The 25,735-nt window shown below is 66.4% G+C and carries 26 protein-coding genes, 1 tRNA gene and 1 other RNA gene; 12 read left to right on the plus strand and 16 right to left on the minus strand.

From position 1 onward, the window contains the following. The first annotated feature begins 58 nt into the window (after positions 1-58). From DVT68_RS08145 to rpiA, 6 genes are all read left to right on the plus strand, one after another. Positions 59-298 carry a TIGR02449 family protein gene (locus DVT68_RS08145; RefSeq protein WP_114824591.1) on the plus strand — a complete coding sequence of 80 codons (240 nt, stop codon included), beginning with the start codon at positions 59-61 and terminating at the stop codon, positions 296-298. Beyond that, positions 291-614, plus strand: a complete 324-nt coding sequence (locus tag DVT68_RS08150; RefSeq protein ID WP_114824592.1) for a cell division protein ZapA — start codon at positions 291-293, stop codon at positions 612-614. Before DVT68_RS08145 ends, DVT68_RS08150 begins: the two co-directional genes overlap by 8 nt. A 7-nt stretch (positions 615-621) precedes the next feature. Beyond that, positions 622-808: non-coding RNA, 6S RNA (gene ssrS / locus DVT68_RS08155), on the plus strand. Between the two features lie 162 nt (positions 809-970). Next, a complete protein-coding gene (locus tag DVT68_RS08160; protein ID WP_114824593.1) occupies positions 971-1,591 on the plus strand; it encodes a 5-formyltetrahydrofolate cyclo-ligase in 621 nt (206 codons plus the stop codon). Beyond that, positions 1,588-2,052, plus strand: a complete 465-nt coding sequence (locus tag DVT68_RS08165; RefSeq protein ID WP_114824594.1) for an EVE domain-containing protein — start codon at positions 1,588-1,590, stop codon at positions 2,050-2,052. Before DVT68_RS08160 ends, DVT68_RS08165 begins: the two co-directional genes overlap by 4 nt. 25 nt (positions 2,053-2,077) lie before the next feature. Further along, entirely contained in the window at positions 2,078-2,719 is a 642-nt protein-coding gene (gene rpiA, locus DVT68_RS08170) for a ribose-5-phosphate isomerase RpiA (RefSeq protein WP_114824595.1), read from the plus strand. Positions 2,720-3,014: 295 nt separating this feature from the next. On the opposite strand, the gene DVT68_RS08175 is transcribed toward rpiA, so the two are convergent. The 5 genes from DVT68_RS08175 to rplM all read right to left on the minus strand — a co-directional run bounded on the left by DVT68_RS08175 (position 3,015) and on the right by rplM (position 8,513). After that, positions 3,015-5,090, minus strand: coding sequence for a S53 family peptidase (locus DVT68_RS08175; RefSeq protein WP_158543467.1), 2,076 nt, complete (start codon positions 5,088-5,090; stop codon positions 3,015-3,017). Positions 5,091-5,467: 377 nt separating this feature from the next. Further along, complete coding sequence (locus tag DVT68_RS08180; protein ID WP_199536010.1) at positions 5,468-7,189, minus strand: MFS transporter; 1,722 nt, start codon at positions 7,187-7,189, stop codon at positions 5,468-5,470. A 365-nt stretch (positions 7,190-7,554) separates the two neighbouring features. Further along, positions 7,555-7,628 (minus strand) — tRNA-Gln (locus tag DVT68_RS08185). A gap of 54 nt (positions 7,629-7,682) precedes the next feature. Further along, a complete protein-coding gene (gene rpsI, locus DVT68_RS08190) occupies positions 7,683-8,075 on the minus strand; it encodes a 30S ribosomal protein S9 (protein ID WP_074546260.1) in 393 nt (130 codons plus the stop codon). Between the two features lie 9 nt (positions 8,076-8,084). After that, on the minus strand, positions 8,085-8,513 hold the full coding sequence (gene rplM, locus DVT68_RS08195) for a 50S ribosomal protein L13 (RefSeq protein WP_019463923.1): 429 nt from the start codon (positions 8,511-8,513) through the stop codon (positions 8,085-8,087). Between the two features lie 140 nt (positions 8,514-8,653). Here rplM and DVT68_RS08200 point away from each other — a divergent pair, with 140 nt between their 5' ends. Continuing rightward, a complete protein-coding gene (locus tag DVT68_RS08200; protein ID WP_233523399.1) occupies positions 8,654-9,862 on the plus strand; it encodes a (Fe-S)-binding protein in 1,209 nt (402 codons plus the stop codon). Further along, on the plus strand, positions 9,859-10,500 hold the full coding sequence (gene coq7 / locus DVT68_RS08205; protein ID WP_114824599.1) for a 2-polyprenyl-3-methyl-6-methoxy-1,4-benzoquinone monooxygenase: 642 nt from the start codon (positions 9,859-9,861) through the stop codon (positions 10,498-10,500). Before DVT68_RS08200 ends, coq7 begins: the two co-directional genes overlap by 4 nt. 718 nt (positions 10,501-11,218) lie before the next feature. Here coq7 and speD read toward each other — a convergent pair. After that, positions 11,219-12,004, minus strand: a complete 786-nt coding sequence (gene speD / locus DVT68_RS08210; protein ID WP_019465856.1) for an adenosylmethionine decarboxylase — start codon at positions 12,002-12,004, stop codon at positions 11,219-11,221. A 277-nt stretch (positions 12,005-12,281) separates the two neighbouring features. On the opposite strand from speD, the gene crp reads away from it, so the two are divergent. Next, positions 12,282-12,977 (plus strand): cAMP-activated global transcriptional regulator CRP, encoded by a 696-nt coding sequence (gene crp / locus DVT68_RS08215; protein ID WP_038623363.1) that lies wholly within the window; start codon positions 12,282-12,284, stop codon positions 12,975-12,977. A gap of 137 nt (positions 12,978-13,114) precedes the next feature. On the opposite strand, the gene DVT68_RS08220 is transcribed toward crp, so the two are convergent. The 5 genes from DVT68_RS08220 to DVT68_RS08240 form a co-directional block, all read right to left on the minus strand. Further along, positions 13,115-14,104 (minus strand): bifunctional helix-turn-helix transcriptional regulator/GNAT family N-acetyltransferase, encoded by a 990-nt coding sequence (locus DVT68_RS08220; RefSeq protein ID WP_114824600.1) that lies wholly within the window; start codon positions 14,102-14,104, stop codon positions 13,115-13,117. Positions 14,105-14,269: 165 nt separating this feature from the next. Beyond that, a complete protein-coding gene (locus DVT68_RS08225; protein WP_114824601.1) occupies positions 14,270-14,971 on the minus strand; it encodes a haloacid dehalogenase-like hydrolase in 702 nt (233 codons plus the stop codon). Positions 14,972-14,975: 4 nt separating this feature from the next. Continuing rightward, positions 14,976-15,770, minus strand: coding sequence for an indole-3-glycerol phosphate synthase TrpC (gene trpC / locus DVT68_RS08230; protein WP_114824602.1), 795 nt, complete (start codon positions 15,768-15,770; stop codon positions 14,976-14,978). A 42-nt stretch (positions 15,771-15,812) separates the two neighbouring features. After that, a complete protein-coding gene (trpD, locus tag DVT68_RS08235; RefSeq protein ID WP_114824603.1) occupies positions 15,813-16,889 on the minus strand; it encodes an anthranilate phosphoribosyltransferase in 1,077 nt (358 codons plus the stop codon). Beyond that, positions 16,886-17,482 carry an anthranilate synthase component II gene (locus tag DVT68_RS08240; RefSeq protein ID WP_114824604.1) on the minus strand — a complete coding sequence of 199 codons (597 nt, stop codon included), beginning with the start codon at positions 17,480-17,482 and terminating at the stop codon, positions 16,886-16,888. The genes trpD and DVT68_RS08240 overlap by 4 nt, the downstream gene beginning before the upstream one ends. Before the next feature lie 208 nt (positions 17,483-17,690). On the opposite strand from DVT68_RS08240, the gene DVT68_RS08245 reads away from it, so the two are divergent. Further along, positions 17,691-18,278, plus strand: coding sequence for a hypothetical protein (locus tag DVT68_RS08245; RefSeq protein WP_114824605.1), 588 nt, complete (start codon positions 17,691-17,693; stop codon positions 18,276-18,278). Between the two features lie 18 nt (positions 18,279-18,296). Here the strand turns inward: DVT68_RS08245 and DVT68_RS08250 are convergent, their stop codons facing one another. The 4 genes from DVT68_RS08250 to DVT68_RS08265 form a co-directional block, all read right to left on the minus strand. Next, positions 18,297-19,433, minus strand: a complete 1,137-nt coding sequence (locus DVT68_RS08250; protein WP_114824606.1) for an NAD(P)/FAD-dependent oxidoreductase — start codon at positions 19,431-19,433, stop codon at positions 18,297-18,299. Continuing rightward, complete coding sequence (locus DVT68_RS08255) at positions 19,430-20,167, minus strand: L,D-transpeptidase family protein (RefSeq protein ID WP_114825301.1); 738 nt, start codon at positions 20,165-20,167, stop codon at positions 19,430-19,432. The genes DVT68_RS08250 and DVT68_RS08255 overlap by 4 nt, the downstream gene beginning before the upstream one ends. A 73-nt stretch (positions 20,168-20,240) precedes the next feature. Then, entirely contained in the window at positions 20,241-21,338 is a 1,098-nt protein-coding gene (locus DVT68_RS08260; RefSeq protein WP_114824607.1) for a dipeptide epimerase, read from the minus strand. Between the two features lie 4 nt (positions 21,339-21,342). Then, complete coding sequence (locus DVT68_RS08265) at positions 21,343-22,749, minus strand: C40 family peptidase (RefSeq protein ID WP_114824608.1); 1,407 nt, start codon at positions 22,747-22,749, stop codon at positions 21,343-21,345. Between the two features lie 134 nt (positions 22,750-22,883). Here DVT68_RS08265 and DVT68_RS08270 point away from each other — a divergent pair, with 134 nt between their 5' ends. Further along, a complete protein-coding gene (locus DVT68_RS08270) occupies positions 22,884-24,101 on the plus strand; it encodes a dipeptidase (protein ID WP_114824609.1) in 1,218 nt (405 codons plus the stop codon). Positions 24,102-24,104: 3 nt separating this feature from the next. Next, positions 24,105-24,827 (plus strand): M15 family metallopeptidase, encoded by a 723-nt coding sequence (locus tag DVT68_RS08275; RefSeq protein ID WP_425477456.1) that lies wholly within the window; start codon positions 24,105-24,107, stop codon positions 24,825-24,827. A 216-nt stretch (positions 24,828-25,043) separates the two neighbouring features. Here the strand turns inward: DVT68_RS08275 and DVT68_RS08280 are convergent, their stop codons facing one another. Next, the gene (locus DVT68_RS08280) at positions 25,044-25,727 is read right to left on the minus strand and encodes a hypothetical protein (protein WP_114825303.1); all 684 of its coding nucleotides are present in this window, start codon (positions 25,725-25,727) and stop codon (positions 25,044-25,046) included. Positions 25,728-25,735 lie beyond the last annotated feature (8 nt).

Below are 25,735 nucleotides of genomic sequence, written 5' to 3' on the forward strand. Positions count from 1 at the left end.
TGGCGAAACGCCGCCGAGCCTGCTGAATTCGCCAATCCTCCTGCTATAGTTCCTTTCCATGAGCGCGCCCGATCCCGTCAAGCCAGACCCCGTCAAGCAGGAGCTTGCAGCCCTCGGCGAACAGGTCGACCGGTTGCTGGATACCGTGCGTCGCCTCTCCGAAGAGAACCGCAGCCTGCGCCACAGCCAGGAACACCTGGCCAGCGAGCGCGCAGGCCTGATGGCCCGCAACGAGCAGGCGCGCAGCCGCGTCGAAGCGATGATCCAGCGACTGAAGGCGCTCGAGAACAATGGCTGAGAACAACGCGGGCGCCACTCCCAACGAACCGGTCGCCCTGCGACTGGTCGATCGAGAATTTCTCATCGCCTGTGCGCCGGAAGAGCGCGAAGGCCTGCTGGAATCGGCCGCCTACCTCGATCGCAAGATGCGCGAGCTGCGCGCCAATGCAAGGGCCCCGGGCTTCGATCGCCTGGCGGTGCTGGCCGCGATCAGCGTGACGCACGAATTCCTCGCCTTGCGCAAGCAGCACACCGGCACTGATCAGAGCGTGACTGACGGCCTGGCCAATTTGCGTCGCAAGCTTGAAGCCGCACTGGACGCCCACATAAAATAGTCCACGGCGTTTTCTGCGGTGTGCGCCAGCACACTCTTACATTTGCCTTGTTCCTAAATACGGCCCCGGGTCGGCTTTTCATCGGTTGTTGTGCATGTCCGCCGCGCGCGGAAAGCCTTGAGACCATGTAGCTCTCCCACCTGATCCATCGTGGATCAAGGTCGTTTGGTGGGCAGCGGCATCGCGGTTAACGCCACCTCATTCCCCATCGCACGGCGCCTCAGGGCGCCGTGCGGCACAGGGCCACCCGCAGGCCCGCCCAAGCCGGATCCCCATCTTCGCGTCTCATCCCGGCCAAGGGCGAACGACGCGAACTATGGAAAAATACGCGGCAGGCTTTTCAAGGAGACGCGCACGTGGACGCCATCGCCCAGCGACGCGAACTACGCCGGCAACTGGCCGGCCAGCGCCGCGCACTGACGCCCCCGCAGCGGATCGCCGCGGCCCAGGGCCTGCGGCGCAGCCTCGAGCAGCTACCTGAATACCTGACTGATGCCCGCGTGGCCGGATACTGGGCCTGCGACGGCGAGCTTCCGCTGAATCTGGTGATTCCGCCGCTGGCCACCCGCAGCCAACAGTTCCTGTTGCCGGTGATCGGCCCCAACCACCACCTGCGCTTCGCCCCGTGGCAGGCCGGGCAGGACGTGGCGCCCAATCGCTACGGGATCCCGGAACCGACTACGCCCACCGAATTGCTCGAACCGTTCCAACTGGACCTGGTGCTGGTGCCCCTGCTGGCGTTTGACCGCCGCGGCAACCGCCTGGGTACCGGTGGCGGTTTTTATGATCGCGCCTTCGGCTTCCTCAATGACCAGGTCCGCCCCACCGAACCGCTGCTGGTGGGCATCGCCTATGCTTTCCAGGAGCTGCCGCTAATCGACGAGCAGCCCTGGGACGTACCGCTGGACTACATCGCCACCGACCGCGAACTGATCGACTGCCACGCCCACGGCGAGGACGGAGAAGCCCACGCATGACCAGATCCACCCAACACTGGTTGATGAAGTCCGAGCCGGACGCGTTTTCCATCGACGACCTCAAGCGCAAAGGCCAGGAAGCATGGGACGGCGTGCGCAACTACCAGGCGCGCAACTTCATGCGCGATGGCATGCGGGTCGGCGACAAGATTTTCTTCTACCACTCCAACTGCGAGCAGCCCGGCATCGTCGGCATCGCGGAAGTGGCCACCGACGCGTACCCGGACCCGAGCCAGTTCGATCCCAAGAGCAAGTACTTCGACGCCGCCAGCTCGCGCGACAATCCGCGCTGGATGCTGGTGGAAGTGAAGTTCATCAAAAAGCTCAAGCGCACCATCAGCCTGAGGGAACTGCAGGGCGATCCGGCGCTGGTCGAGATGCCGCTGGTGCGCAAGGGCAACCGCCTGTCGGTGATGCCGGTGGCCTCGAACGAATGGCGGCACATTCTCACGCTGGAATGATTTCCCCTCCTACCGGAACCTACCCATGAGCAACGCCAACGAAAAACGCCAGGCCGGCGAAGCCGCCATCCGCTACGTGGAGGACGGCGCCATCGTCGGCGTCGGCACCGGTTCCACTGTCGCCTACTTCATCGACGCGCTGGCGGACCTGAAGGACCGCATCCAAGGCGCCGTGTCGAGCTCCGAACAGTCCACCGCGCACCTCAAGCGGCTGGGCATCCCGGTGCTTGATCTCAACGCCACCGGCTCGCTCACGCTTTACGTGGATGGCGCCGACGAATGCGACCCGCACAAGCGCCTGATCAAGGGCGGCGGCGCCGCGCTCACGCGCGAGAAGATCGTGGCCGAGGCCAGCGACAAGTTCGTGTGCATCATCGACTCCAGCAAAAAGGTCGACGTGCTGGGCAAGTTTCCGCTGCCGATCGAGGTCATCCCGATGGCGCGCAGCCTGATCGGTCGCGAGATCGTCAAGCGTGGCGGCAATCCGGTGTGGCGCGACGGCGTGGTCACCGACAACGGCAACTGGATCATCGACGTGCATGGCTGGCAGATCGTCGATCCGGTGTCGCTGGAGAACGATCTCAACCAGATCCCCGGCATCGTCAGCGTCGGTCTGTTCGCGCGCCGTGCGGCGGATGTGGTGTTGGTGGGTGACAAGCTGCTCTGACGCCAGCATTTTAAATCTGACCCGATCGAACGCCCTGCGCCTGCCGCGGGGCGTTTTCGTTGGCGCCGCCCGCAGGGGTACCGCACGGCGATGGTGTTCCCGCGCTCGCCGGGGCGGCTCTGCATGCATCGTCGGCATACGCGAATCCTGCGTATCGACCGCGCATGGCAATCAGGCAACGGCACACCGGCCAGTGCACACGGCAACAAAGCGCAATGCACACGCCACGGCAAAACGCCTCCCGGTTTCCCGGGAGGCGCCTTGGTTTCAAGCATCCACTTACACGATCAGGCCATCATGGCCATGCGTTCACCAGGTTGGCCGCATTGACCGAGCCGATGCCTGTGGCGAAGTCCCAGCCGGTGCCCGTGCCATACGCCTTGGCATAGCTGGTGGTCGAGGTCGACAGCACGCCGTACGTGCCCGAGGGGCGGTAGCAGCTGTGCGTGCCGGTGCAGTCCAGGTCGATATCGCCCAGGGTCACGTCATAGAAGATGCAGCTCGCCCCGGCGCCGTTGCCGTTGCTGGAGTTGCACGAGCTGCTGCCGCTGCTGCCGTACTCGGTGGCGGCGAGCGAATACAGCGTCGGGTTCGGGTTGCCCACGCTGGCGCCGATCTTCTGGTTCACCAACGCCTGGATGCCCGCCATGATCGGTGACGCGAACGAGGTGCCACCGGCGCCCGCCCAGGCGCTCGGCGCGCCCGTGCAAGCCACGCCGCCGCCCGCCGTGTTGGTGTAGCAGTAGACGTAGTAGTGGCCCCACACACCGTTGGCGGCAAACAGCGAGACGTCCGGGATGTCACGCACGCCATCGGCAGGGTTGCCGAGGAAGCCAGACTGCCAGGAAGGCTTCGCCGTGCCTTTGCAAGTACCGCTTACCACGCCGCTGGTGGTGGCCGTGCCACTCGCGCAACCACTGGGACCGCCACTGCCGGACGCGGTGGTCAGGTAGTAGGCCTTGCCGGTGGCGCTGTTGCAGAAGCCGCTGGTGCCGTACGGCGTGCTGTAGCCGCTCTTGGTGCTGATGAGCACGCTGGCGCAGGAGTCGTTCCACGGGATTTCCGGGACGTACGACAACGCCGAGCCATAGGTCGAGCCGTTGGTGGAGCTCCAGTACGAACTGTTGGTGCCGGCATAGGTATCGCCGAAATCGGTGCCGCCCACCGCCACGTTGTACGGGGTGGAGGCGAAACCGCTCACGCCGATGCCATGCGTCGCCTTGGTCTGGTTGGCGTCGCAGCTCGCCGCGCCTTCGTCACCGGAGGACACGAACACCGAGACGCCTTCCGCCGCCGCCTGCTGATAGGTGGAGACGTACGCCGCATTGGCCGTGGCCCCATTCGCCGCCTCGCACTCGCCATAGCTCACGCTCATGATGGCCGGCGGCGTGCCGGACGCATTGATGAGGTTCTGGATGGCGATCAGGCCACCGAAGGTCGTGGTGGTGTCCTTGCACGAAGCCAGCTCCAGCGTCGCGCCCGGCGCCGCGGCGCCGGCCCATTCCACATCCAGTTCGGCTTCGCCGTCATTGCCCGTCACCACGCCCGGATTGGTGCAGCTGCCCGGGTGAACCTGGGTGAAGGTCGCCGTCGGCAAGCCGAAGGTCGAGCGGAAGGTCGTGATATCGGCGGTCGAGTACACGTTGGTGTCCTCGATCAGCACGATGGTCTGGCCCGTACCGGTGATGCCCGCGTTGAACAGCGGCGTGAAGTTGTAGATCTTGGCCAGGTCGGCCGGCACCACCGCCTGATAGGTGCTGCCGCTGCTGGTGAAGGTGTAATCACTGTGCGGCTTGAAGTTCGTATGCGGGCGGAAGTCGTGCAGCGACACCAGACCCTGCACCACGCCAGCGAACGCCGCCGGAATCTGCGGATCGCTCATGTTGGCGATGTGCGCGACATTGCCCACGTTCAGGTGGTGGATCTCGGTGCGGAAGGCGCTGCGCACCTGCCCCGCGGTACCCGAGAAGTCGATCATGGTGCCGCCGGGATAGACCTGGTTCACCGTGAAGCCGTGTGACTTCAGCCAGCTCGTCACCGCATCGATGTCCAGCTGCGAGGGCCCGTACTGCTGGCCGAACTGTTCGGCCGTCAGCCACTGGCGGTAGTTCGGCGAACCCTTGGTCTGCTGCGCCTGCATGAACTGCTCAAGCGCGGTCTCGCGATCGGCGGGGCGCTTCAACAGCAGCTGCAGATGCTCCAGCGACTGGCTGTCGGCGACCGCGCCGCGGTCGTTTTCCGCCGTAGCGAACGGCGACACGTTGCCCGGCAACGAGACGCGATCGTTGTCGTTGGGCGCCTGCTTCACCTGGGGCGCGGACAGCAGACCAATGGTCCCTGCCTGTGCGTGCGTGGCATAGGTGGCGCCCATGCCTGCCGCCAACAGCGTAAGCAGTGCTCTCGCGGTCACCCGACCGCATGTGGATTTGAATCTCACGTTGCTTCCTCCCACGAAAAGGTTTCGGAAAGGTCGTCCGGACGCACGACGCCAACGCCCCCTACGTTGAGGGTGGCCCATGGACCTACGCAAGAAATTGCTTTGCCGCCTCCCATACGACGCGGCCAGAGAAAGGCCGAGCGGCTTTTCCATCGTTACGGGCCGTTTGCTTTCGTCCACCTTTCAGTCGGCAGGAACGACGTCCAAATCTCACCGATTCTGCGACAAACATCACGCATGTCGCTTTTTCGATACACATGAACTTGCGATGGGCGGAACAAGATCCTGTAGGCGCGATGCTGGATGGACGTCTAAACGTCAGCACCCGCGTCCCTGCGATCGTCGTCATAGCGAATCGACTGGTACGTCACGCTCAGGGTGATGCGCGGCGGCTCCTCGCCGTCATGCAGCGCCCTCACCTGTTCGATCAGCGCCTTGTCCGCAAGCGTCATGCGGTCGAGCATGCGCAGGTGTTGCAGCCAGTTCTCCACCAGCAGCACTTCGCGCCACACCCGTTCGTCGCGGAGGTCGCGAAACATGCCCCAATAGCGACCGCCATTGCGCAGCCGCAAGCGGCGCAGCGAATCGGCCAGCGCCACGAACTGGCCCACGCGTTCGGCGGGGATGTGGTATTCGATCGACATCGCCACATCGCCTTGCTCGTGGTTGAACACCAGCTCTGGCGCGTGGGTCCGGTTCCACATCACCAACTTCATGGCGGCGGCATCAAGCTGCGGAAACTGCGAGTGATAGGCCAGCATAGTGGTGATCGCCATGACGATCGCCGAACTCAGCATCGCGCCGGACACGCTCATGCTCGCCGCCAGATGGCCCCACAGGAACGAACCACTCGCCAGGCCTGCAAACAGCGCGGTCTGGTACAGCGCCAGCGCACGGGCCTTCACCCAGCTTGGCACCAGCAATTGCACGTTCGAGTTGTATTCGGTGAGCGCGGCGATCCAGCAGGCGCCGGCCACACCGAGCGCCGGCATCATCACCTCGAGCGTGCGCCCGTAAGCCACCAGCGCGACCATCACTGACAATGTGCCTGCCGCCACGCTGATCAGGCGACTCGAGCCTATCGCCCCGCGCAGTCTCGGCACCAGTACGCTGCCGATGATGGCGCCCACCCCCAGCGTGCCGAGCATGTATCCATACAGCGCCGCGTCGCCGCCCGGATGTTCGCGCGCCACCAGGGGCAGCAACGCCCAGATCACGCTCGCCGTGAAGCCGAACATGAAGGAGCGCAACATCGCCAGCCGGGTCACCGTGGAATTCCAGGTGAAGCGCAGGGCCGCCACCATGCCCTCGCGGATACCCTCGGGCGGAAGCCGGCGTTCGGGCAGCACGTGCCGCCATTGCCACAAGGCGAACAGCAGGCCGACGTAGGAGAACGTATTGAGCAAGAACACCCAACTGGGCGCCAGCACGCTGAGCATCACACCGCCCAGCGCGGGACCAACCGCCCGCGCGACGTTGTAGTTCACGCCATTCAGCAGCACCGCCGAGCCCACCATCTCGTGCGGCACCTGCTCGCCGACCGCCGATTGCCACGCTGGCACGGTGATGGCGCTGCCGAGCGAGATCCATAGTACGGCCAGGATCAGCAAGGTCGGATCGAGCCGCCCGATGAAAGCGAGTGCGGTGAGGAAGACAGCGCCGGTCATCTCCACCACCTGCCCCGCGAGCATGATCTTCCGCTTGTCGTAGTTGTCCGCCAGCACGCCCGTGGCGATCGACAACAGCACGAGGGGCGCGGCCGACGCCACCTGCACCATCGCCACCTGAACCGGTCCGGCATGGCCAGCAGTAATCACCCACGCCACCGCCACGGACTGCGCCCAGGTCCCCAGATTGCCCGCCAGGTTGGCGAACCAGATGTTGCGGAACACCGCCACACGCAACGGCGCCAGGATGCCGGATTCGCGCGGCTGACCGGCGGGCTCCTCAGGCTTGGCATCCACTTGCGGCGTGGTGGACTGAAGCATTCCGGCATTACATCCCTGGCGCGCCAGCGTGATGGTCGCCGGCACGGGGAAGGTTCCGGGTTTGGGTGTACGTGGGGTGTGAATGGGAGTGTTGGCGTTGGCGCAACTAACCATGCTCCGCCAGTGGTGCGCAGGACAAGGCTGTTTTGTTCGAATTTCGAGGCAGGTCGGGCGCCGGAGTACCCCAGCGAAAAATGGCTGCAAGAGCGTGCTGTCAGGAAGGGCACTGTGGCTTGAAGGCCTGGATTGTTCGCCCCATCCATGGGGCTCACCCCTCCGCGCTGCGCACTCCGTGGCCAGCGCTGCGCGCTGTCCAAATTCGTTCCAGACGAATTTGTCGAACGAGGTTCGCCTCCCGACCCTCCCAACGAAAAACAAAAAGCCCGCCATAAAGGCGGGCTTTTTGTTTTTGGCTGGGAGACTAGGATTCGAACCTAGATAAACGGAGTCAGAGTCCGTTGTCCTACCGTTAGACGATCTCCCAAAACCCTGCTGAGCGGTGCGCTCTGACTTGATGCACCGGCCAGTCGAAGCGCGATTAGCGCTTCGAGAACTGGGTAGCGCGGCGGGCCTTGTGCAGACCGACCTTCTTGCGCTCGACCTCGCGGGCGTCGCGGGTCACGAAGCCAGCCTTGCGGAGCTGGGACTTCAGGCTTTCGTCGTACTCGATCAGGGCGCGGGCGATACCGAGACGGATCGCGCCAGCCTGGCCGGTGATGCCACCGCCGGCGACGGTGACGTTGACGTCGAACTTGTCCGTGGCCTCGATCAGCTCAAGCGGCTGACGCACGATCATGCGCGAGGTTTCACGACCGAAGAACTGGTCGAGGGTCTTGCCGTTGACCGTGATCGCGCCGGTGCCCTTGCGCAGGAACACGCGAGCGGCGGAGGTCTTGCGGCGGCCGGTGCCGTAATTCTGCTGGATCGCCATCATGATTCCTTAGATTTCCAGCGCCTGCGGCTGCTGAGCGGTATGCGGATGTTCGGCGCCGCCGTACACCTTGAGCTTGCGGTACATCGCGCGGCCGAGCGGATTCTTCGGCAGCATGCCCTTGACGGCGATTTCGATGACGCGCTCCGGGTGGGTCGCCAGCATGTCCTTCAGACTGGTGGTCTTCAGGTTGCCGACGTAGCCGGTGAAGCGGTGGTACATCTTGTCGTCCAGCTTGGCGCCGGTGACGGCCACCTTCTCGGCGTTGACCACAACGATGTAATCGCCGGTGTCGACGTGCGGGGTGAATTCCGGCTTGTGCTTGCCACGCAGACGGCGGGCGATCTCGGTCGACAGACGACCGAGCGTCTTATCCGTCGCATCAATCACGAACCAATCGCGCTTGACGCTTTCCGGCTTGGCGCTGAACGTTTTCATTTCAGAATACCTAGTCTGCCGCCTCAAGGGCGGTACACGTAATCGGTGGAACAAAGGCGCGAGATGATAACGGAGTTTTCATCAATCGCGCAAGCCCACCGACCGGTGGGGTGCGAGCTGGCAATGATAGCATGATGTCCATGGCGCTTGAAAAGCCCCCCCTCACTCGAAAACAGACGATCGCCGCCCTCGCCGACCAGTGCGTTCAGTGCGGGCTGTGCCTTCCTACGTGCCCGACCTATGGTCTGGACGGCAACGAAGTGGAGTCGCCGCGCGGACGCATCGCTATCGCGGCGGCGCTGGCCCGGGGCGATGCCGAGCCCACGGCCGCTCTGCGCACGCATCTGGACCACTGTCTGGGCTGCCTCAATTGCCAGCGCGTGTGCCCGGCCAACGTGAAGTACGACGAGCTGCTGGTGGAGACACGCGCGCTGATCGGCCCGATGCCCAATCGGCCGCGCGAGCTGCTGGCCTTGCTCAGGCAGCCCACATTGTTGCGGCTCGCTTCGCGTGTCGCCAGCGCCACCGGGCTTGCCCGCTGGAAGGCGCGGCTGAGCGCCCGCCTGCCAGCCAACTCGGCCTGGCGCGCCGCGCTCGATACGCTACCGGAGCGATCCGCGCCGGACGTATCCATGCATGAAGACAAATCGCCTGCGGGCCAGCCCGTGGTGGCGCTCTTCCCTGGCTGCGTGGCCAGCGTGGAGGACGCCGCGGCGGAAGCGGACGCCATGACTCTCCTGCGTGCCGCCGGCTACCACGTCACGCGGTTGCCGGCCTTCTGCTGTGGCGCGATGGATCTGCACGCTGGCGAGATGGCCACGGCCGACCGCCTGGCCGAGCGAGTGCGCGAGACCTGGCAGGCCTCGGGCGCGCAACAGCTGGCCTCGATCACCCCGGGCTGCCTCGGCACGCTGCGTCGCGCCCTGCCTGGTGTTCCCGTGGTCGATCCGGTGACCCTGCTTGCGGCGCGCGCCGAGCAACTGCGCTTTCGCCCGCTCGCACGCCGCGTCGCACTGCACTTGCCGTGCACCCAGGTCAACGTCGCGCGCAGCGACGCGGCGCTGCAGGCGCTGCTGCGGAGGATTCCGGAACTGGATCTTCAGGTGGCGCCGCGCGCCCCTTACTGCTGCGGCGCAGCCGGCTCGCACATGCTGGAATTTCCCGAACGTGCGGCGCGGCTGCGCGACGCCACGCTGGGACAGATCGCCACCTTGGCGCCACAACAATTGTTGTCGTCCAATATCGGTTGCCGCCTGCATCTGGCTGCCGGCATGGATGGTGATGGCCGACGCTGGCCGCACATGCACCCGCTGACCCTGCTGGCGCAGCAACTGGAGGATTCGCCATGAACGTTCGCACGCTTTCCCCACTCGACCGCCTGCTGGCCGGCATCGAACGCGCCATGGAAACCGTGGCCGGCGCGCCGGAAGCCGCGCGCCCCTCGCCCGCGGAGGCATTTGACGAGGCGGACATGGACGATGCCGAGCGTCGCCATGCGGCCGGCCTCATGCGCATCAACCACACCGGCGAAGTCTGCGCGCAGGCCCTGTACGACGGCCAGGCCGCGCTGGCCCGCAACGAAGAAAACCGCCAGCACCTGCAGCACGCCGCATCCGAGGAAACCGACCACCTTGCATGGTGCAGCGAGCGCCTGAAAGAACTCGACAGCCGCCCCAGCCTGCTCAACCCGCTGTGGTACGCCGGCAGCTACGCCATCGGCGCACTCGCCGCGCTGGCCGGCGACCCGGTGAGCCTGGGTTTCGTGGTGGAAACCGAGCGCCAGGTTGAGGCGCATCTTGAGGAGCACCTCGACAAGCTGCCACCACAGGACGAACGTTCGCGCGCGGTGCTGGAGCAGATGCAGGCTGACGAAATCCGCCACGCGCATGATGCGCGGGAGCGCGGCGGGATCGAGCTGCCGTTCCCGATTCCGGGATTGATGCACTTCTCTTCGATGGTGATGAAGACGGTGGCGTACCGGATCTAATCGGCGCGACAGGCGTAGAGGCGATCCTCAAACGCCACTAGGGCAACGTTTTCGCGCTCAGGGCAGGCTCCTTACTGAGATAGGTCTTGCTCTCGCGAGCACCCGCCCCTCACCCCAGCCCTCTCCCCGAAGGGGAGAGGGGGGCAAAGAGCAGTGCAGCGTGGCGTGGCAGGAACGTCGCTTTAAGTCCTCAGTACGACGCCGCCCCGCGGTGTAGCCGCTGGCCGAGAGGTAGCACGCAAATGAATTCGGCTTGCCGCCGTCATCAAGGCTTGTATGCCAGGCAGCGCTGCGCCCCCTCTCCGCGACGGCGCGTTGCGGGGTAGCCGCTGTCCCTGAGGTAGCACGTCACCGATCCGGCTGGCCGCAGTCCACAGGGCTGGTATCTGGCATATCGCTACGAGCCCTTAAGGCCATTTTCTTTGGGCATTGCCACCATCTCGGTGGTTACTTTTCTTTTGGGCCAGCAAAAGAAAAGTGACTCGAGCGTCGGCAGACGATCGAAACGCTCGCCGCGTAGGCGGCACGCTGGCGGCCGCGCCGACCACAAACCCAAAAGCCAAGTCACTGGATCCCAGCCTTCGCTGGGATGACGGGTAGGAAGAACTGAGGCGATATCGGTCACGAACAGAGCGCGCCTCTATCCAAGCCAGCAAGGAGGCGTGCCACTCCGCTTCACGGCATAAAAAAACCCGCCTTCCGGCGGGTTTTTCGTGAATCACATCAGGTTGCGCCCATGGAACAACTCCTCGATCTCGCGGCGCAGCAGCGACTCGATGCGCTGGCGCTCCTTGAACGAGAGGTCGTCGGCATGCGCCTCGAACAGATACGTATCAAGGTCGAAATCCTTGATGTGCATCTTCGTGTGGAACATGTTCTCCTGATAGACGTTCACGTCGAACATCTCGTACTTCTGGCGGATGTGCTTGGCCAGGTAGTCCTGCACGGAGTTGATCTTGTGGTCGATGAAGTGCTTCTTGCCCTTCACGTCGCGGGTGAAGCCGCGCACGCGGTAGTCGGCGATGACGATGTCCGACTCGAAGCTGTCGATCAGGTAGTTCAGGGCCTTCAGCGGCGAGATGACGCCGCAGGTGGCCACGTCGATGTCGGCGCGGAATGTTGCGATTCCGTTGTGCGGATGCGTTTCCGGATAGGTGTGGACGGTGATGTGGCTCTTGTCCAGGTGCGCGACCACCGCGTCCGAGATCGTGTCGCGGCCGAGTTTCTCCACCACCGGCTCCTCGGAAATGAGGATCGTGACGGAAGCGCCTTGCGGATCGTAATCCTGACGTGCGATGTTCAGGATGTTCGCGCCGATGATCTCGGCCACATCGGTCAGGATCTGGGTCAGGCGGTCGGCGTCGTACTGCTCATCGATGTACTCGATGTAGCGCTGGCGCTGCTCTTCCGACACCGCGTAGCAGATGTCGTAGATGTTGAAGCTCAGTGCCTTCGTCAAATTGTTGAAGCCCTGCAGACGCAGGCGCGGAAGCGGTTTCACCACGGCGGCTCTCCAGGCCAGAATCGGCCAACAGCAAGAGGGCGGGTTAGCTACAAGGGTCCCCGCTAGATAATTGAACGTGAAAGCAGGAAGCTTCCACGACCCTTGTGACCGGAGCGCGACAGAGGGGTCGCGTCCGAAAGACCGTGAAGTATGCGGCAAAAAAATGGAAAACTGAACCTTCGGCCGGTCAAGTTAGTTTGCCATAATGCCCGGAGGGGGAAGGATTGGACCATCAGGGGACGCTCGCGCCCCCCGATTTGAATCGACGGGACTCAACGTGGCGCAACTCAAATATCAGCTACAGCAAGCTTTTGAACGTTCCCAGGCGCCGGCCAACTTTGCTCCGGATCCGGCCTCGATGGAGCGCTTCCTGGCGCTTTGCCACCGGCGCCGCTACCCGGGCAAGACGGCCATCATCCGGCCCGGCGACCCGGCCAACACCCTTTATTACATCGTCGACGGCTCGCTGGCCGTCTGCACGGAAGATGAACAGGGGCGTGAGCTGATCCTGGCCTACCTGAGCCGCGGCCAGTTCATCGGCGAGATGGGCCTGTTCGTGGAACAGGCGCAGCGCGAGTCGATGGTGCGCACGCGAACCGCCTGCGAAATGGCCGAAATCAGCTACGAGCGACTGTTCCAGCTGATGGAAGGCCCGCTGCGCGAGGAATGCCCCAAGATCCTGTTCGCCATCGGCTCCCAACTGACGCACCGCCTGCTGCGGACCTCGCGCCAGGTGAGCCGCATGGCCTTCATGGACGTGACCAACCGCATCTCCAAGACGCTGCTGGACCTGTGCCAGGAGCCGGATGCGATGACCCACCCGGACGGCACCCAGATCCGCATCTCGCGCCAGGAAGTCAGCCGCATCGTGGGTTGCTCCCGCGAAATGGTGGGCCGCGTGCTCAAGCAGCTCGAAGAGCAGCGCATGATCGACGTGGCCGGCAAGACCATCGTGGTGCGCGGGACGCGCTGAGCGCCCCGCCGCTAGGCCGGGGCTGTGACCTCGTCGCAGCCCCTCTGGGATCCGACGGCTTCAGGTAGTTCCGCCGTCACTCGTCCCCCGGCCTCGGCCGGGGCGACGCCCCGCGGTGGCGATCGGGACGCGACCGATCAACCCTTGGCCGCGCCCGCCCGGGCGGTGGCGCCCTGCTTCGGCTCATAGACCATGTACACATCCGCCCGCTCGTAGTGCGAGCCCGGGCGCGCCGCCGGCTGCATCACGAAGCCGACCTGCTCGTACATGCGCAGCGCGGTCTTGAGCCGGCTGTTGGATTCGAGGAACAGCTCCTTGCCGTCGCGCCGATGGAATTCGGCGATCGCGGCGGCCAGCAGGCTGCGGCCCGCCCCCATGCCGCGGAACGTCTCGTCCACGCCCATCTTGGAGAGCTCATACACGCCCGGCGATTCCTGCAGCAGCGCGCAGGTGCCGATCACCTCGCCGGCCAGGCGCGCGAAGAAGATCACGCCACCCGGCGCCAGCACGTGGCGCTCAGGGTCGCCGAGCAGCTCGCGGTCGATGTCCTCGATGCGGAAGTGACGCTCCAGCCACTGCGCATTGAGCCGGTAGAAGTGCTCCTTGAGAGCAGGATCGTAGGGCACGATCTCGAGCTTGGCGGCGACCAGCTCGGCGTGCTCGGCCAGCATTGCCTCCACCACCGGTCGCTCGCGCAATGACTGTTCGGTGGCCGCCAGCGCCGTCAACAACGTGGTCAGGCCCTCTTCGCCCAGCGACCGAACAATGCCGCGACGCACCGCCACCCAGATCGGCCCCAGCGCAGCCAGCGCAGCCTGGCCCTGCTCGGTCAGCAACAGCAGGCTGCGGCGTCCGTCCTGCACGTCCTTCTTGCGCTGGACCAGCCCGGCCTCGACCAGCTTGTCCGCGAGCTGGCTGACCGCCGAGTGGGTCTGGCCGATGGCCGTGGCCACGTCGCTGACCGTGGTTTCACCGTGCTCCCATAGGAAACGCAGCACCGGGAACCAGCGCGATTCCACGCCAGCGCCACACGCGCGGTAAACCTCGTCGACCGCCCCGTAGAAGTGGTCGCTGAGCGACTTCAGTCGACTGCCAAGCGCCAATTGGGCGAGCGAAGGAAGGTACATGATTGGCCCCTGGGCACAGGTATTGGCTAACGTAAATCCGCCGTCGTCGCGCAGCAAGCGAAAGGCGATCCGCCACTCATGCCTGTGCGCGACAAGCCCACGGCGTGTCGGCGCCGCACGCCGACCTCACGCGCAACGCGCCCCAGCATCAGCGGCGGAACCGGGCTAGAACCAGTCGACGCGGGTGATGGTGCGCCCCAGCGCCTTCTCCAGCTTCTTGCACAGCTTGGGCGTGCCGTTGACCAGCACGACCTCGGCAGCGGGCTTCAGCATGGGGGCATCGACCAGCGAATCGCTATAGGCCACATGCCACTCCCCAACGCCCGCCGCAGCCAGTTGGGCCGTCTTGCGCCGCCCCACGTTGTGCACTTTCACGCGCATGCCGAGCAGGCCCGGGCGCAGCTGCGAGGCCAGCACCTCGACGTTCTCGATGCCCAGCTGCAGCAGGATGTGGCTGACCAGCACATGCTCGCAACCGGTGACGACGATCACCCGATCACCATCGGCCTGGTGCCGGCGAAGCACGTTGAGACCATCGCGGCAGAACTGGCGCGGCCGACGCACCAGGCCGGCGCCGAACGCCTCGGCTGCCGCCTTGTAGCGACGCTCGCTCAGGCCCAACAGGCCCACGTGCACCAATGCGCGCAGCGCCAGCGTGCGCGAGAACGGCGCCGCCAGCGCCATCCACGGCAAGGCCATCACCGCGGCGAGCTTGCGCAGCGTCGAGCGCCGATAGCTATCGCGCATGAACAAAGAGAAGGCGTCGCCGTGGATCAGCACGCCGTCGAAGTCGAAGAGCACGGTGCGCGGTACGGACACAACGGCATCCGCCGCCACCGGCTGAATACTGGTTTCCCCTGTGGACATGGCCTTACTTGGTGTCGAACAGTCGCTTGAGTTCGGCGCCCGGATCGTCGGCGCGCATGAACGCCTCTCCGACCAGGAACGCATTGATGCCGGCATCGCGCAGCAAGGCCACGTCATCGGGCGTGTGAATGCCCGACTCGCTGACCAGGATGCGGTCGTATTCCATCAACTGCTGCAGCTCGATGGAGGTTTCCAGCGAGGTATGGAAAGTGCGCAGGTTGCGGTTGTTCACGCCGATCAGCGGCACCGGCAAGGCCAGCGCGCGCTCCAGCTCCTCCGCGTCATGCACTTCGCACAGCACGTCCAGGTCGAGCTCGGCCGCCAGCAGCGACAGCTCCAGCAAGGCGGCGTCGCCCAGCGCGGCGACGATCAGCAGGATGCAGTCCGCGCCAATCACGCGCGCCTCGTAGACCTGGTAAGGGTCGATCACGAAATCCTTGCGCAGCACCGGCAGCGCGCACGCATCACGCGCCTGCTGCAGGAAGTCTTCGCTGCCGTGGAAGAAGTCGCGATCGGTCAGCACCGAGAGGCAGGCCGCGCCGCCCCTCTCGTAGCTGCGCGCAATCGCCGCCGGATCGAAGTCGTGACGGATCACGCCCTTGCTCGGACTGGCGCGCTTCACTTCGGCGATCACCGCCGGCAGGCCGGCATCCACTTTGGACTCGATCGCCGCGGCAAAGCCGCGCGTCTCGGGCAGGTCGCTCACCCGCGAGGAGAGTTCGACCAGCGGCAGCCTGGCGCTGCGCTCGGCGACCTCTTCGGACTTGCGGGTCAGGATGCGTTGAAGAATATCGGTCATGATGCAAGCTTGCTGGGTCGGGGCATGAAGAGGGCGTGAGCGTCAGCGGGCTTCCGCCAGCCGTCGAGTCGCCGCAACGAAAGCGTCCATTTTTGCACGGGCCGCGCCACTGGCAATGGTCTTGCGTGCGAGCTCGATGCCCGCGGCGATGGACTCCACCACGTTGGCCGCATACAGCGCCGCGCCCGCATTGAGGCACACGATGTCGTGCGGCACGCCGCGTTGGCCTTCGAGCGCCTCGATCAGCATGGCGCGCGATTCCACGGCGTTTTCCACGCGCAGGTTGCGGCTGGAGGCCATGGCCAGGCCGAAGTCCTCCGGCTCCACTTCGTACTCGTGCACTTCGCCATCGCGCAGCTCGCCCACCAGCGTCGCGGCGCCCAGCGAGATTTCGTCCATGCCATCGCGGCCCCACACCACCAGCGCATGCCTTGCGCCAAGCTGTTGCAGCACGCGCACCTGGATGCCAACCAGGTCCGGATGAAACACGCCCATCAGGATATTCGGGGCGCCCGCGGGGTTGGTCAGCGGCCCGAGAATGTTGAACAGCGTGCGCACGCCCATCTCCTTGCGCACCGGCGCCACGACCTTCATCGCTGGATGATGGTTGGGCGCGAACATGAAGCCGATGCCGGTCTCCTCCATGCACTGAGCCACTTGCGCAGGCTGGAGGTCGATCACCGCGCCCAGCGCCTCGAGCACATCGGCGCTGCCTGACTTGGACGACACACTGCGCCCGCCATGCTTGGCGATGCGCGCGCCGGCCGCCGCCGCGACGAACATCGAGGCGGTGGAAATATTGAAGCTGGAGGCGCCGTCACCACCGGTGCCGACGATGTCCACGAAATGCTCGTGCGGAGGCAGGTCCACCTTGGCCGACAGTTCGCGCATCACGCGCGCCGCGCCGGTGATCTCGCCCACGGTCTCCTTCTTCACGCGCAGGCCGGTCATGATGGCCGCGGTCATCAGCGGACTCACCTCGCCACGCATGATCTGCCGCATCAGCTCGATCATCTCGTCGTGGAAGATCTCGCGATGTTCGATCGTGCGCTGCAGCGCCTCCTGCGGCGTGATAGTGACGCGGCGGCCCACCGGCTTGCTGGTTGCCGCGGCGCTCATGCGGCGAGCTTCAACGGCAGGCCGAGGAAGTTGCGCAGCAGTTCATGGCCGTACTGGGTGAGGATCGACTCGGGATGGAACTGCACGCCCTCGACGTTGAGCGTCTTGTGGCGCAGCCCCATGATCTCGTCGATCGAACCGTCCGGGTGCTCGGTCCACGCCGTCACTTCGAGGCAATCGGGCAGCGAGGACTGCTCCACCACCAGCGAGTGGTAGCGCGTGGCCTCGAACGGGTCAGGCAGTCCGGCGAACACGCCCTGGCCGCGATGGCGCACCGGCGAGGTCTTGCCGTGCATGATCTGCTTGGCGCGGATCACCTTGCCGCCGAAGGCCTGTCCGATCGCCTGGTGCCCCAGACACACGCCGAACACCGGGATCTCACCTGCCAGCTCGCGCAGCACGTCGAGCGATACACCCGCGTCATCCGGCGTGCCCGGGCCGGGCGAAATCATGATGTGCGACGGTTTCAGCGCCCGGATGCCGGCCACGTCCAACGCGTCGTTGCGCACCACCTTCACTTCCTGTCCCAGCTCGCCCAGGTACTGCACGAGGTTGAAGGTGAAGCTGTCGTAGTTGTCGATCATCAGGAGCATGAGGAATGCCAGCTTGTTGATTGCGCGTCGAATGGGGCGGATCCCGGGGCAGCGGATCGAAGGCCGCGCGCGGGTCCGGGAGGTGCATTGTGCGCAAACCTGCGCCGCACTGCAGCAACCATCGCTCACGAAAACGCCGCCGCGGCCCCGTCGTGCTATACCGGAGGCCGGTTTTCGCCCTTGCCGTGCGGCGTAGCGGGAGGCTGCCATGAAGCTCGCGATCGGGTTGAAGGCGCATTCGGGCTGGGCCGCCGCCGTGGCGGTCGGGCTGGAGGACGAACACCCGCTCCTGGCCGACCGGCGACGCCTGTCGCTGGTGGACGCGCAGGACGCCGCCTGGGCCCGGCAGCCCTACCACGCCGCGGAGGGCCTGGCCCCGGAGCGCGCGCAGGCGCTGGTCGAGCGCAGCATCCAGGCCGCCCGCCGGGCGGCCGAGGTACGTTTCAGCCAGCTGCTGAACCAGTTGGGCGAGGCCGGCCACGAGATCGCGGGGGCCGTGGTGCTGACCAGCTCACCGATGCCGGCGTGGACCACCGAGGAGATCCTCGCCGTGCACATCCGCATGCACCAGGCCGAGGGGCAGCTGTTTCCCGACGCGCTGGCAGCGGCGATCGCCGGGTTCGGCCTGCCGCTAGGGCTGATTCCCGAGCGCGAGCTCGACCAGTTGGCGCCATCGGTCTGCCCCTGGGCCGCCGAGATCGCCGCGCTGGGCAAGTGGGCCGGGCCGCCTTGGGGCGTGGACCAGAAGCACGCGGCCATTGCTGCCCTGGCCATGTTCGGCCAGCGCCTGCACTGACCGCGCGCCGGTGTTGCCTTAACGGACCAGTCGGCGCGGGTCGAGCATGGCCGGCGTGACGCCCGCATCCTGCAGATGCGCGGGCAGCGCGCGACCGAGCACGAGATGGGCGCAGGCCTCGCCCATCGCGGCCGAGGTCTGGATGCCGTAGCCGCCCTGCGCGGCCACCCAGAAGAAATCGCTCGCATCGGGCGCGAAGCCGCCCACCAGGTCGCCATCGGCCACGAACGAGCGCAGTCCGGCCCAGGTGCGCGTGGGGCGCCGGATGGTCATGGTGGTGGCCTCCTCGATGCGATGGATGCCCAGCGCAATGTCCAGCTCCTCCGGCTGCACGTCGTGCGGCGGCGCCGGGTCCGCATTGGCGGCGCAGCCGAGCATGAGGCCCGCGTCCGGCTTGAAATAGAAGGTCTCGTCGATATCGATCACGAACGGCCAGTGGCCGCTGGTCACGCCCTGCGGCGGCTCGAACAGGAAGGCCGAGCGGCGCCGCGGCTCGATCCCGATCGGCGCCACACCGGCCAGTGCAGCCACCTGGTCGACCCAGGCGCCGGCTGCGTTGACCAGCAGGGGCGCCCGGTAGGCCTGCTCGCCGGCATCGATGAACCAGTGACCGGGGCCGTGCTCGATCGAGCGGATATCCACGTTGAAGCGCAGCTGTCCGCCCCGATGACGCATGCCGCGCAGGAAGCCCTGGTGCAGCTCGTTCACGTCGATGTCCGCAGCGCCCGGTTCAAACATCCCGATCTGCGCCGCTTCCGGGCGCAGCACGGGCACCGTGTCGCGCAGCCATGCGTGATCCACGAGGCGCAGCTCAGGCGAGTGTTGCGACAGCTCCTGGTGATGAGCCCGCACGGTGTCCATCTGATCGGCGGAGCCGATGCTCACCGAACCACGCGGCAACAGGATCGGTTGGCTCGCGAACCCCGCCGGCGGCGCATCGAAGAAATGACGCGCAGCGCGGGTCAGTGCGCGCACCTGCGGTGAGCCGTAGGTGGCCGAGTACAGCGCCGCCGAGCGCCCGGTGGCGTGCACGCCGGCATGCGCCTCGCGCTCGAGCACCAGCACCCGCGCATGCGGCGCCAGGAAGTAGGCCAGCGAAGCGCCGGCCATGCCGGCGCCGATTACGATCACATCGGCATCGAGCGGACCGGTCATCGCGGCAGCTCCACCGACGGCAATCGCCAGTCGTTGCGAAGATGCTCGTACTCACCCTGCGGCAACAGCACGAACACCGGCTGCTCCTCCGGCTTGAGCCAGGCCAGCAGGCGGCGCATCTCCGCCTCCGGCATCGCGGTGCATCCGGCGGTGGCGTCGGTCGGCGAACGCCACACGTGAGCGAAGATGCAGCTGCCGGCGCCGGCGCGCCCTTGCGCGTTGTGCTCGATCACGAAGCCCACCGTGTACAACTGATCGCCGTTGAGGTGCAGATCACGCCGCATCGGCTCGCTGGAACCGGCCACTGCCTGCTCGCCCACCTGGCGCGCGTCGACGATGCGGTTGTAGTAGGGCGAGCCGCTGACGTCCATGCAGTAATCGGACGCCTGCAGCGCGCGGTACGGCATGTGCGTGTCCGCGCTGGCGGCGTAGCCGAAGGTCTGGCCAACGCGGTACACGCCGGCGGCGCTGCGGCCATCACCTTCCTGCTTCTGCGGCCCGTCGGCCTGCGGCCCGTTCAGGCCCAGGCCCCAGGCCGCGCCGGTGCGCCCTATCGTCACCGCCTGCGCGTCCCCCACGGCACGCCATTGGCCTTGTGCACGCTCGAAGGCGCGCAGCACGCCGTGGTCCGCGTTCCAGTCGGGAATCACCACCAGCACCATCTGGCGCGAGGCGCGCCACGCCGCATCGTCATTGGCGGCCATCGCGCCACCTCCCACCATCAGCAGGGCCATCGCAATGCCGCGCGCGCACCAATGGCGCCATGCACTGCCCCCGCGCCTCCGCGCATTCGTCACGCCCGCCATATCAGTAGTCCAGCCTCTCCACGTCGCGTATGTCCCGGATCCCGAGACCCGGCCCATCAGTCAGGTCGATCTCCGCCTCGCGGAAGATCGCCCCGCCATCCACCGGGTTGTACCGGCACAGCGCGGGGCCGTCCAGATCGATCTTGGTGATCACCTCCGGGCGCGCCGCCGCCACGTGCGCCGCGGCCGTCACGCCGACAGCGCCCTCGAGCATGCAGCCGATCATGCAGCCCACACCATGCGCCGCCGCCAGGTCGGCGATGCGCAAGGCTCCGCTGATGCCGCCCGCCTTCATCAGCTTGATGTTGATGATGTCGGCCGCGCGCCGGCGGATCACTTCGATGGCATCGTTCGCGTCGAACACGCTTTCGTCGGCCACCACCGGCGTCTGCACGCGCGCGGTGACATGGCATAGCCCGTCGATATCGTTGGCAGGTACCGGTTGCTCCAGCAGTTCCGGTTGCACGCCAGCGTGCTCCACTGCCTGCAGCACCTGCACTGCCTGCTCGGCGCTCCAGCCCTGGTTGGCGTCGAGGCGCAGCGTGGCGCGATCACCCACCGCCTCGTGGATGGCCAGCACGCGGCGGATGTCCAACGCAGGGTCCTTGCCCAGCTTGAGCTTCAGCGCCCGGTAGCCGCGTCCCACCGCATGCAGCGACTGCTCGACCATGGCGGACACCTCGCCCACGCTGATGGTGAGGTCAGTGCGCAAGCGCGGGTGGCTGCCACCGAACAGCCGGTACAGCGGCGCGCCCTGCCACTGTCCCCACAAGTCGTGCACGGCGATGTCCATCGCCGCCTTCGCGCTGGGGTTGCCGGGCACGGCTTCGCGGATCAGCGCGGTGAGCTGGTCCAGCTCCGCCACTTCGCCGCCGATGAGATGCGGTGCGATGTGTTGGCGGATCGCCGCGACGATGGAGTCCAGTGTGTCGCCGGTGATGGCGGCTGTGGGCGGCGCGGCGCCATAACCAACATGGCCGCTGTCGGTATGCAGGCGAACAATCACGTCCTCGACCTGATCGACGCTGCGCAAAGCCGTGCGAAACGGCAGCTTCAGCGGCACACGCGACACGCCCAGTTCGATATGGGTAATGCGCACGCGTTCAGGGCCGGATATGCACGATGGCCGTCATGCGATCGACGTAGGAATGCGCATCGTCGAGCATCAACGGCAGCAGCGGCGTTACCGACACCGCGTTGAGCTTCACCTGTCGCAGCCCGCCCTGGCCGTCGCGATAGCGGATGCCGGTGGTGTCGTGGATGACATAGGGCTGACCGTCGCGTTGACCGATCACCATCATCACGTGGCCCGGGATGTAGACCAGGTCACCCACCTTGAGCGCGGCGACCGCCTTCATGCGCACGTCGTGGCCATCGCTGGCGCTGAACGACTGGTGCGCCAGCGCCGGACTGCCCTCCTGCCGGCTGGTGTCACGCGGCATCTGCACGCCCATGCTGCGATAAACGTCCGACACGAAGCCGCTGCAGTCGCGCCCGTCATAGGCATGACCCCAGCCGTAGCGCTCTCCGAGGAACTTGAACGCCTGCCGCAGGATGTTCGCTTCGGTGAGTGGCAGGTAGTGGTCCGCGGTATCGGCCTGGCGCTGCAGCAGCACGGGCGAGAACGCGAGTCCGCCTTGCGGCGTGCGCAGCGGCAGTTCGACCACATGGGAACTGTAGGGAGACTCGCCATTCACCGGCTGGTCGGCGGGATGGTCGACCAGCCACGGCACGGCCACGCCCATGTCCAGCTGCAGTTGCGACAGCGCCGGCTGTTCCTCGGTAAACACGGTGCGCACGCTGGCGCCGGTCACCACGCGCCGCGGCTGCTTGCCCGCATAGGCGAACACCTCGGCGGCGCCGCCTTCGGCCACGTTGTCGCGACGCGTCCATGCCGCATAGCGCGGACTGAGCACGAACAGCCACTGGCCATCGAGGCTTTCGTGCGCGATGACGACCGGCGTGCCGGGAAATTCGGCGGTCTCCTGGAACCGGTCGATGTCGATGTCGTCGTTCGAGCTGAACACGCGCAGATCGGTGGGAAAGCTTCGCAGCGCCGAGCGGCGCACGATCAGGCCGTAGCGCGTCGGCTGCGTCGCCGCCACGCGGTCCAGCGCAAGCTGCGCGGTGATGCCCTGCAACGTCGCGGCCGGCACCTTCCTGCCCTGCTCGTCATACAACGGCTTCTTCGGCAACTGGGAAATATTGTTGATCCACTGCAACACCTGCTCGCGCGACAGCGCGGGCGGCAACGCGTGCAGGTCGCGCATCGACGGGTCGAGCCGGAACAGCCGCGCATTCTGCGTCGCGATGGCGTCGGCATCGAGCAACACGCGCTCGGGCTGGGCGAGCTGGCGTATCCAGTAGTCGGCACTGAGCATGGCGTCGTCACCGATGCCGATCACGCCCGAAGGCGGCACGGGGAGGGAATCGGGCGCCGTTCGCGCGGCCACCGGCGTGGCGACCAGGACTGCGGCGAGACACAACGCCATGACGGGAAACCATCGCATGAATGACCCTTGCTGAAGCCGGCGGAAGCTGGCCCGGGTCGAGCATATCGCCAGCCGCCGCGTTTGGGATGCCCCTCTTGTCACGCCCCGTCATCGTGCCTGTAGGATGCAAGCTCCACACCGGGGAGGATGGCATGAACGTGTTTCGCACGCTGGGCCAGGCGCTGGCGCTCGCTCTTGTACTTGGCGGCACGGCCCGCGCAGAGCAGGACCGGCCCATCACGCTCGACACGCATGTCGACATCCCCTTCGCCTATATGCACGACCCGCGCTTCGACGCGGCCCACTCGGACCTGCTCAAGGTGGACCTGGACAAGATGAAGCAAGGCGGGCTGGATGCGGCCTTCTTCATCGTCTATGTCGAACAGGGTCCGCTCACGCCGGCAGGCTACGCGCACGCGGTGGTCGAGGCGCAAACCAAGTACGACGACATAGCGCTGATGATCAAGCGCTATCCCGACCGCATCGGCCTCGCCACCACGCCGGATCAGGTGCGCGCCAACCGCGCCGCGGGCAAGTTGTCGGCGATGATCGGCGTGGAAAACGGCTACTCGCTGGGCCACGACCTGGCCAATCTCGACAAGGCCTACGCGCACGGCGCCCGCTACGTCGGCCTGGCCCACATGGGCCACAACGACCTGTGCACCAGCTCCACGCCGGAGGCCGACCTCGGCGATCCGCCGCTCAGCGACGCCGGCATCAGCGACTTCGGCCGCAGCGTGGTCAAGCGCGCCAACCAGCTTGGCATCATGGTGGATGTCTCGCACTCCTCCGACGCCTGCGTGCGCGACGTGCTCGCGCTCTCCACCTCACCCATCATTGCCTCGCATTCGTCCTCGCGCGCGCTGCTCAATCATCCGCGCAACCTGTCCGACGACCTGCTGCGCGCGATTGCGGCCAAGGGCGGCGTGATCCAGGCGGTGGCCGTAGGGACCTACCTCAAGTACGACGGGGGTCGCGAGCTGGCCGAGAAGGCGCTGCAGGCACAGGTAGCGCACGCCGCCGGCCACAAGGCATTCGACGCCGAGAAGGACGGCTACCTGCCCGCCTATGTGGAAGGCATGAAGCGCATCGACGCCGCCTTCCCGCTGCCGACCGTCGACGACTTCGCCCGGCACATCCGCCACATGGTCGACGTGGCCGGCGTCGACCATGTGGGCATCGCCTCGGACTTCGACGGCGGCGGCGGTCTCGCCGACTGGAACGACGCCACCCAGACGCGCAACGTCACCGCCGCGCTGCGCCGGCAGGGCTTCAGCGACGCCGATATCGCCAAGCTGTGGAGCGGCAACCTGCTGCGCGTGTGGGGCGAGGTGACGGAGCGGGCCACGGTGCATCACGTGGCGGGCTGACCTGTGCGCGCCGCCGCAGCATCCGCGCTGACCCTTCTTGGCGGCCTGCTGCTGGCCGCACCGGCGTGGGCGGATGCACCACCCACGCTGTCGTCGGCGCGCACTGCCGCCGAGGCCGGCCTGGTCGACATCCGCCAGCTTGTGCCGGACATCGCCGAGGACATCAAGTACGCCGGCAGCGACAACTTCGTGGGCGCACCGGTGGATGGCTACCGCGCGCCCAAGTGCCTGCTGCTGCGCCCAGCCGCCGAAGCGCTGGCGCGCGTGGAACACGAGCTGCGCGCCGAACATCGGCGGCTGCAGCTGTATGACTGCTACCGGCCGGCCCGTGCGGTTGCGCACTTCGTGCGTTGGGCTGGCGACCTGTCCGACCAACGCACCAAGGCGGCGCATTACCCGCTGCTGGACAAGAGCGCCCTGCTCGGCGACTACATCGCACCGGTGTCCGGTCACAGTCGTGGCGGCACGGTGGATCTGACGCTGATGCAATGCGACGCCCATGGCGCGCATTGCACGCCGCTCGACATGGGCACGGACTTTGACTACTTCGGCACGCTGGCCAACACGGACTCGCCGGAGGCCACCCCGGCCCAGCACGCCAACCGCGCGCTGCTGCGCGCGGCGATGGAGCGCGGGGGTTTTCGCAACTACGCCATGGAGTGGTGGCATTACACGCTCACGCCAGAGCCTTCGCCGCGGGTGATTTACGACGTACCCGTTGAGTGAAGCGGCTCACGCGAGACTTCGCAACCGTCATTCCGGCGCAGGCCGGAATCCAGTGGCGACGAGGCCCAAAGGTTGCGCAGTGACCTAGGAACCCGTTGGGCGCGCGGCGCGAAATCCCTTTCGTGCGGCTTCTGGATTCCGGCCTGCGCCGGAATGACGGTACGGAGCAGCAGGGCTTCCCCTCAGGAGCACGCCCTGTGCGGGATCTGAGTTATCTCAACGCCCGCCCAGCGCCGGCTGCGGAAACGCGAGCACGTCCGCCGTGTAGCTCTCCACCACCAGGCTGAAGGGACGATTGTCCTGATCGAACAGTACGGCGCGGTGCTGCAGCACATGATGCGGAATCGCCAGCGCGCCCTGCGAGGCAGGCAGCGGCGTACCGCTCTCCCACCCCTGTGGCAGCGGCGACCACAACAGCTCGGCCGCCAGCGTCTGCCGGCGGAAATGCAGCGGCTGCACGATCTTGCCGAATGGCGTGTCGGTGGTGTCCAGCTCGTGATTCATGGACTCGGTCAGACGCGAGGGCACGTACCAGTTGTCCGCCTCGGACAGCACGTGCTCGCCGCACGCGAGCTGCACCCGGCGATAGCGAACCGGCTCGTCGGCGCCGATGCCAAGTTGCTTGCGCGCATCATCCGGCAACGGTTTGTCCTGCCCGCGAACGCGCTCGGCGACCACCTTCGCCTCGGCGGAGAGATGGTGCGCGCCGCACCAGCGCTCCAGCGTCAGCGTGGCGCTGGGATGGCTGAGCAGGTCGGCGTTGAGCGTCTGCAGCAGCGCCAGCACTTCCAGCCGCGAGGTGGCGTCGTCGCGCCAGGCCGGAGCTTGGGCCTGCACCGGCGTCACCAGCAGGCTGCCACCCAGCCCCAGCGCGCAGGCAGCCGCCGCGCCACGACGCATCGCGTGCA

The sequence above is a fragment of the Dyella solisilvae genome (assembly GCF_003351225.1).
GTDB classification, from domain to species: domain Bacteria; phylum Pseudomonadota; class Gammaproteobacteria; order Xanthomonadales; family Rhodanobacteraceae; genus Dyella; species Dyella solisilvae.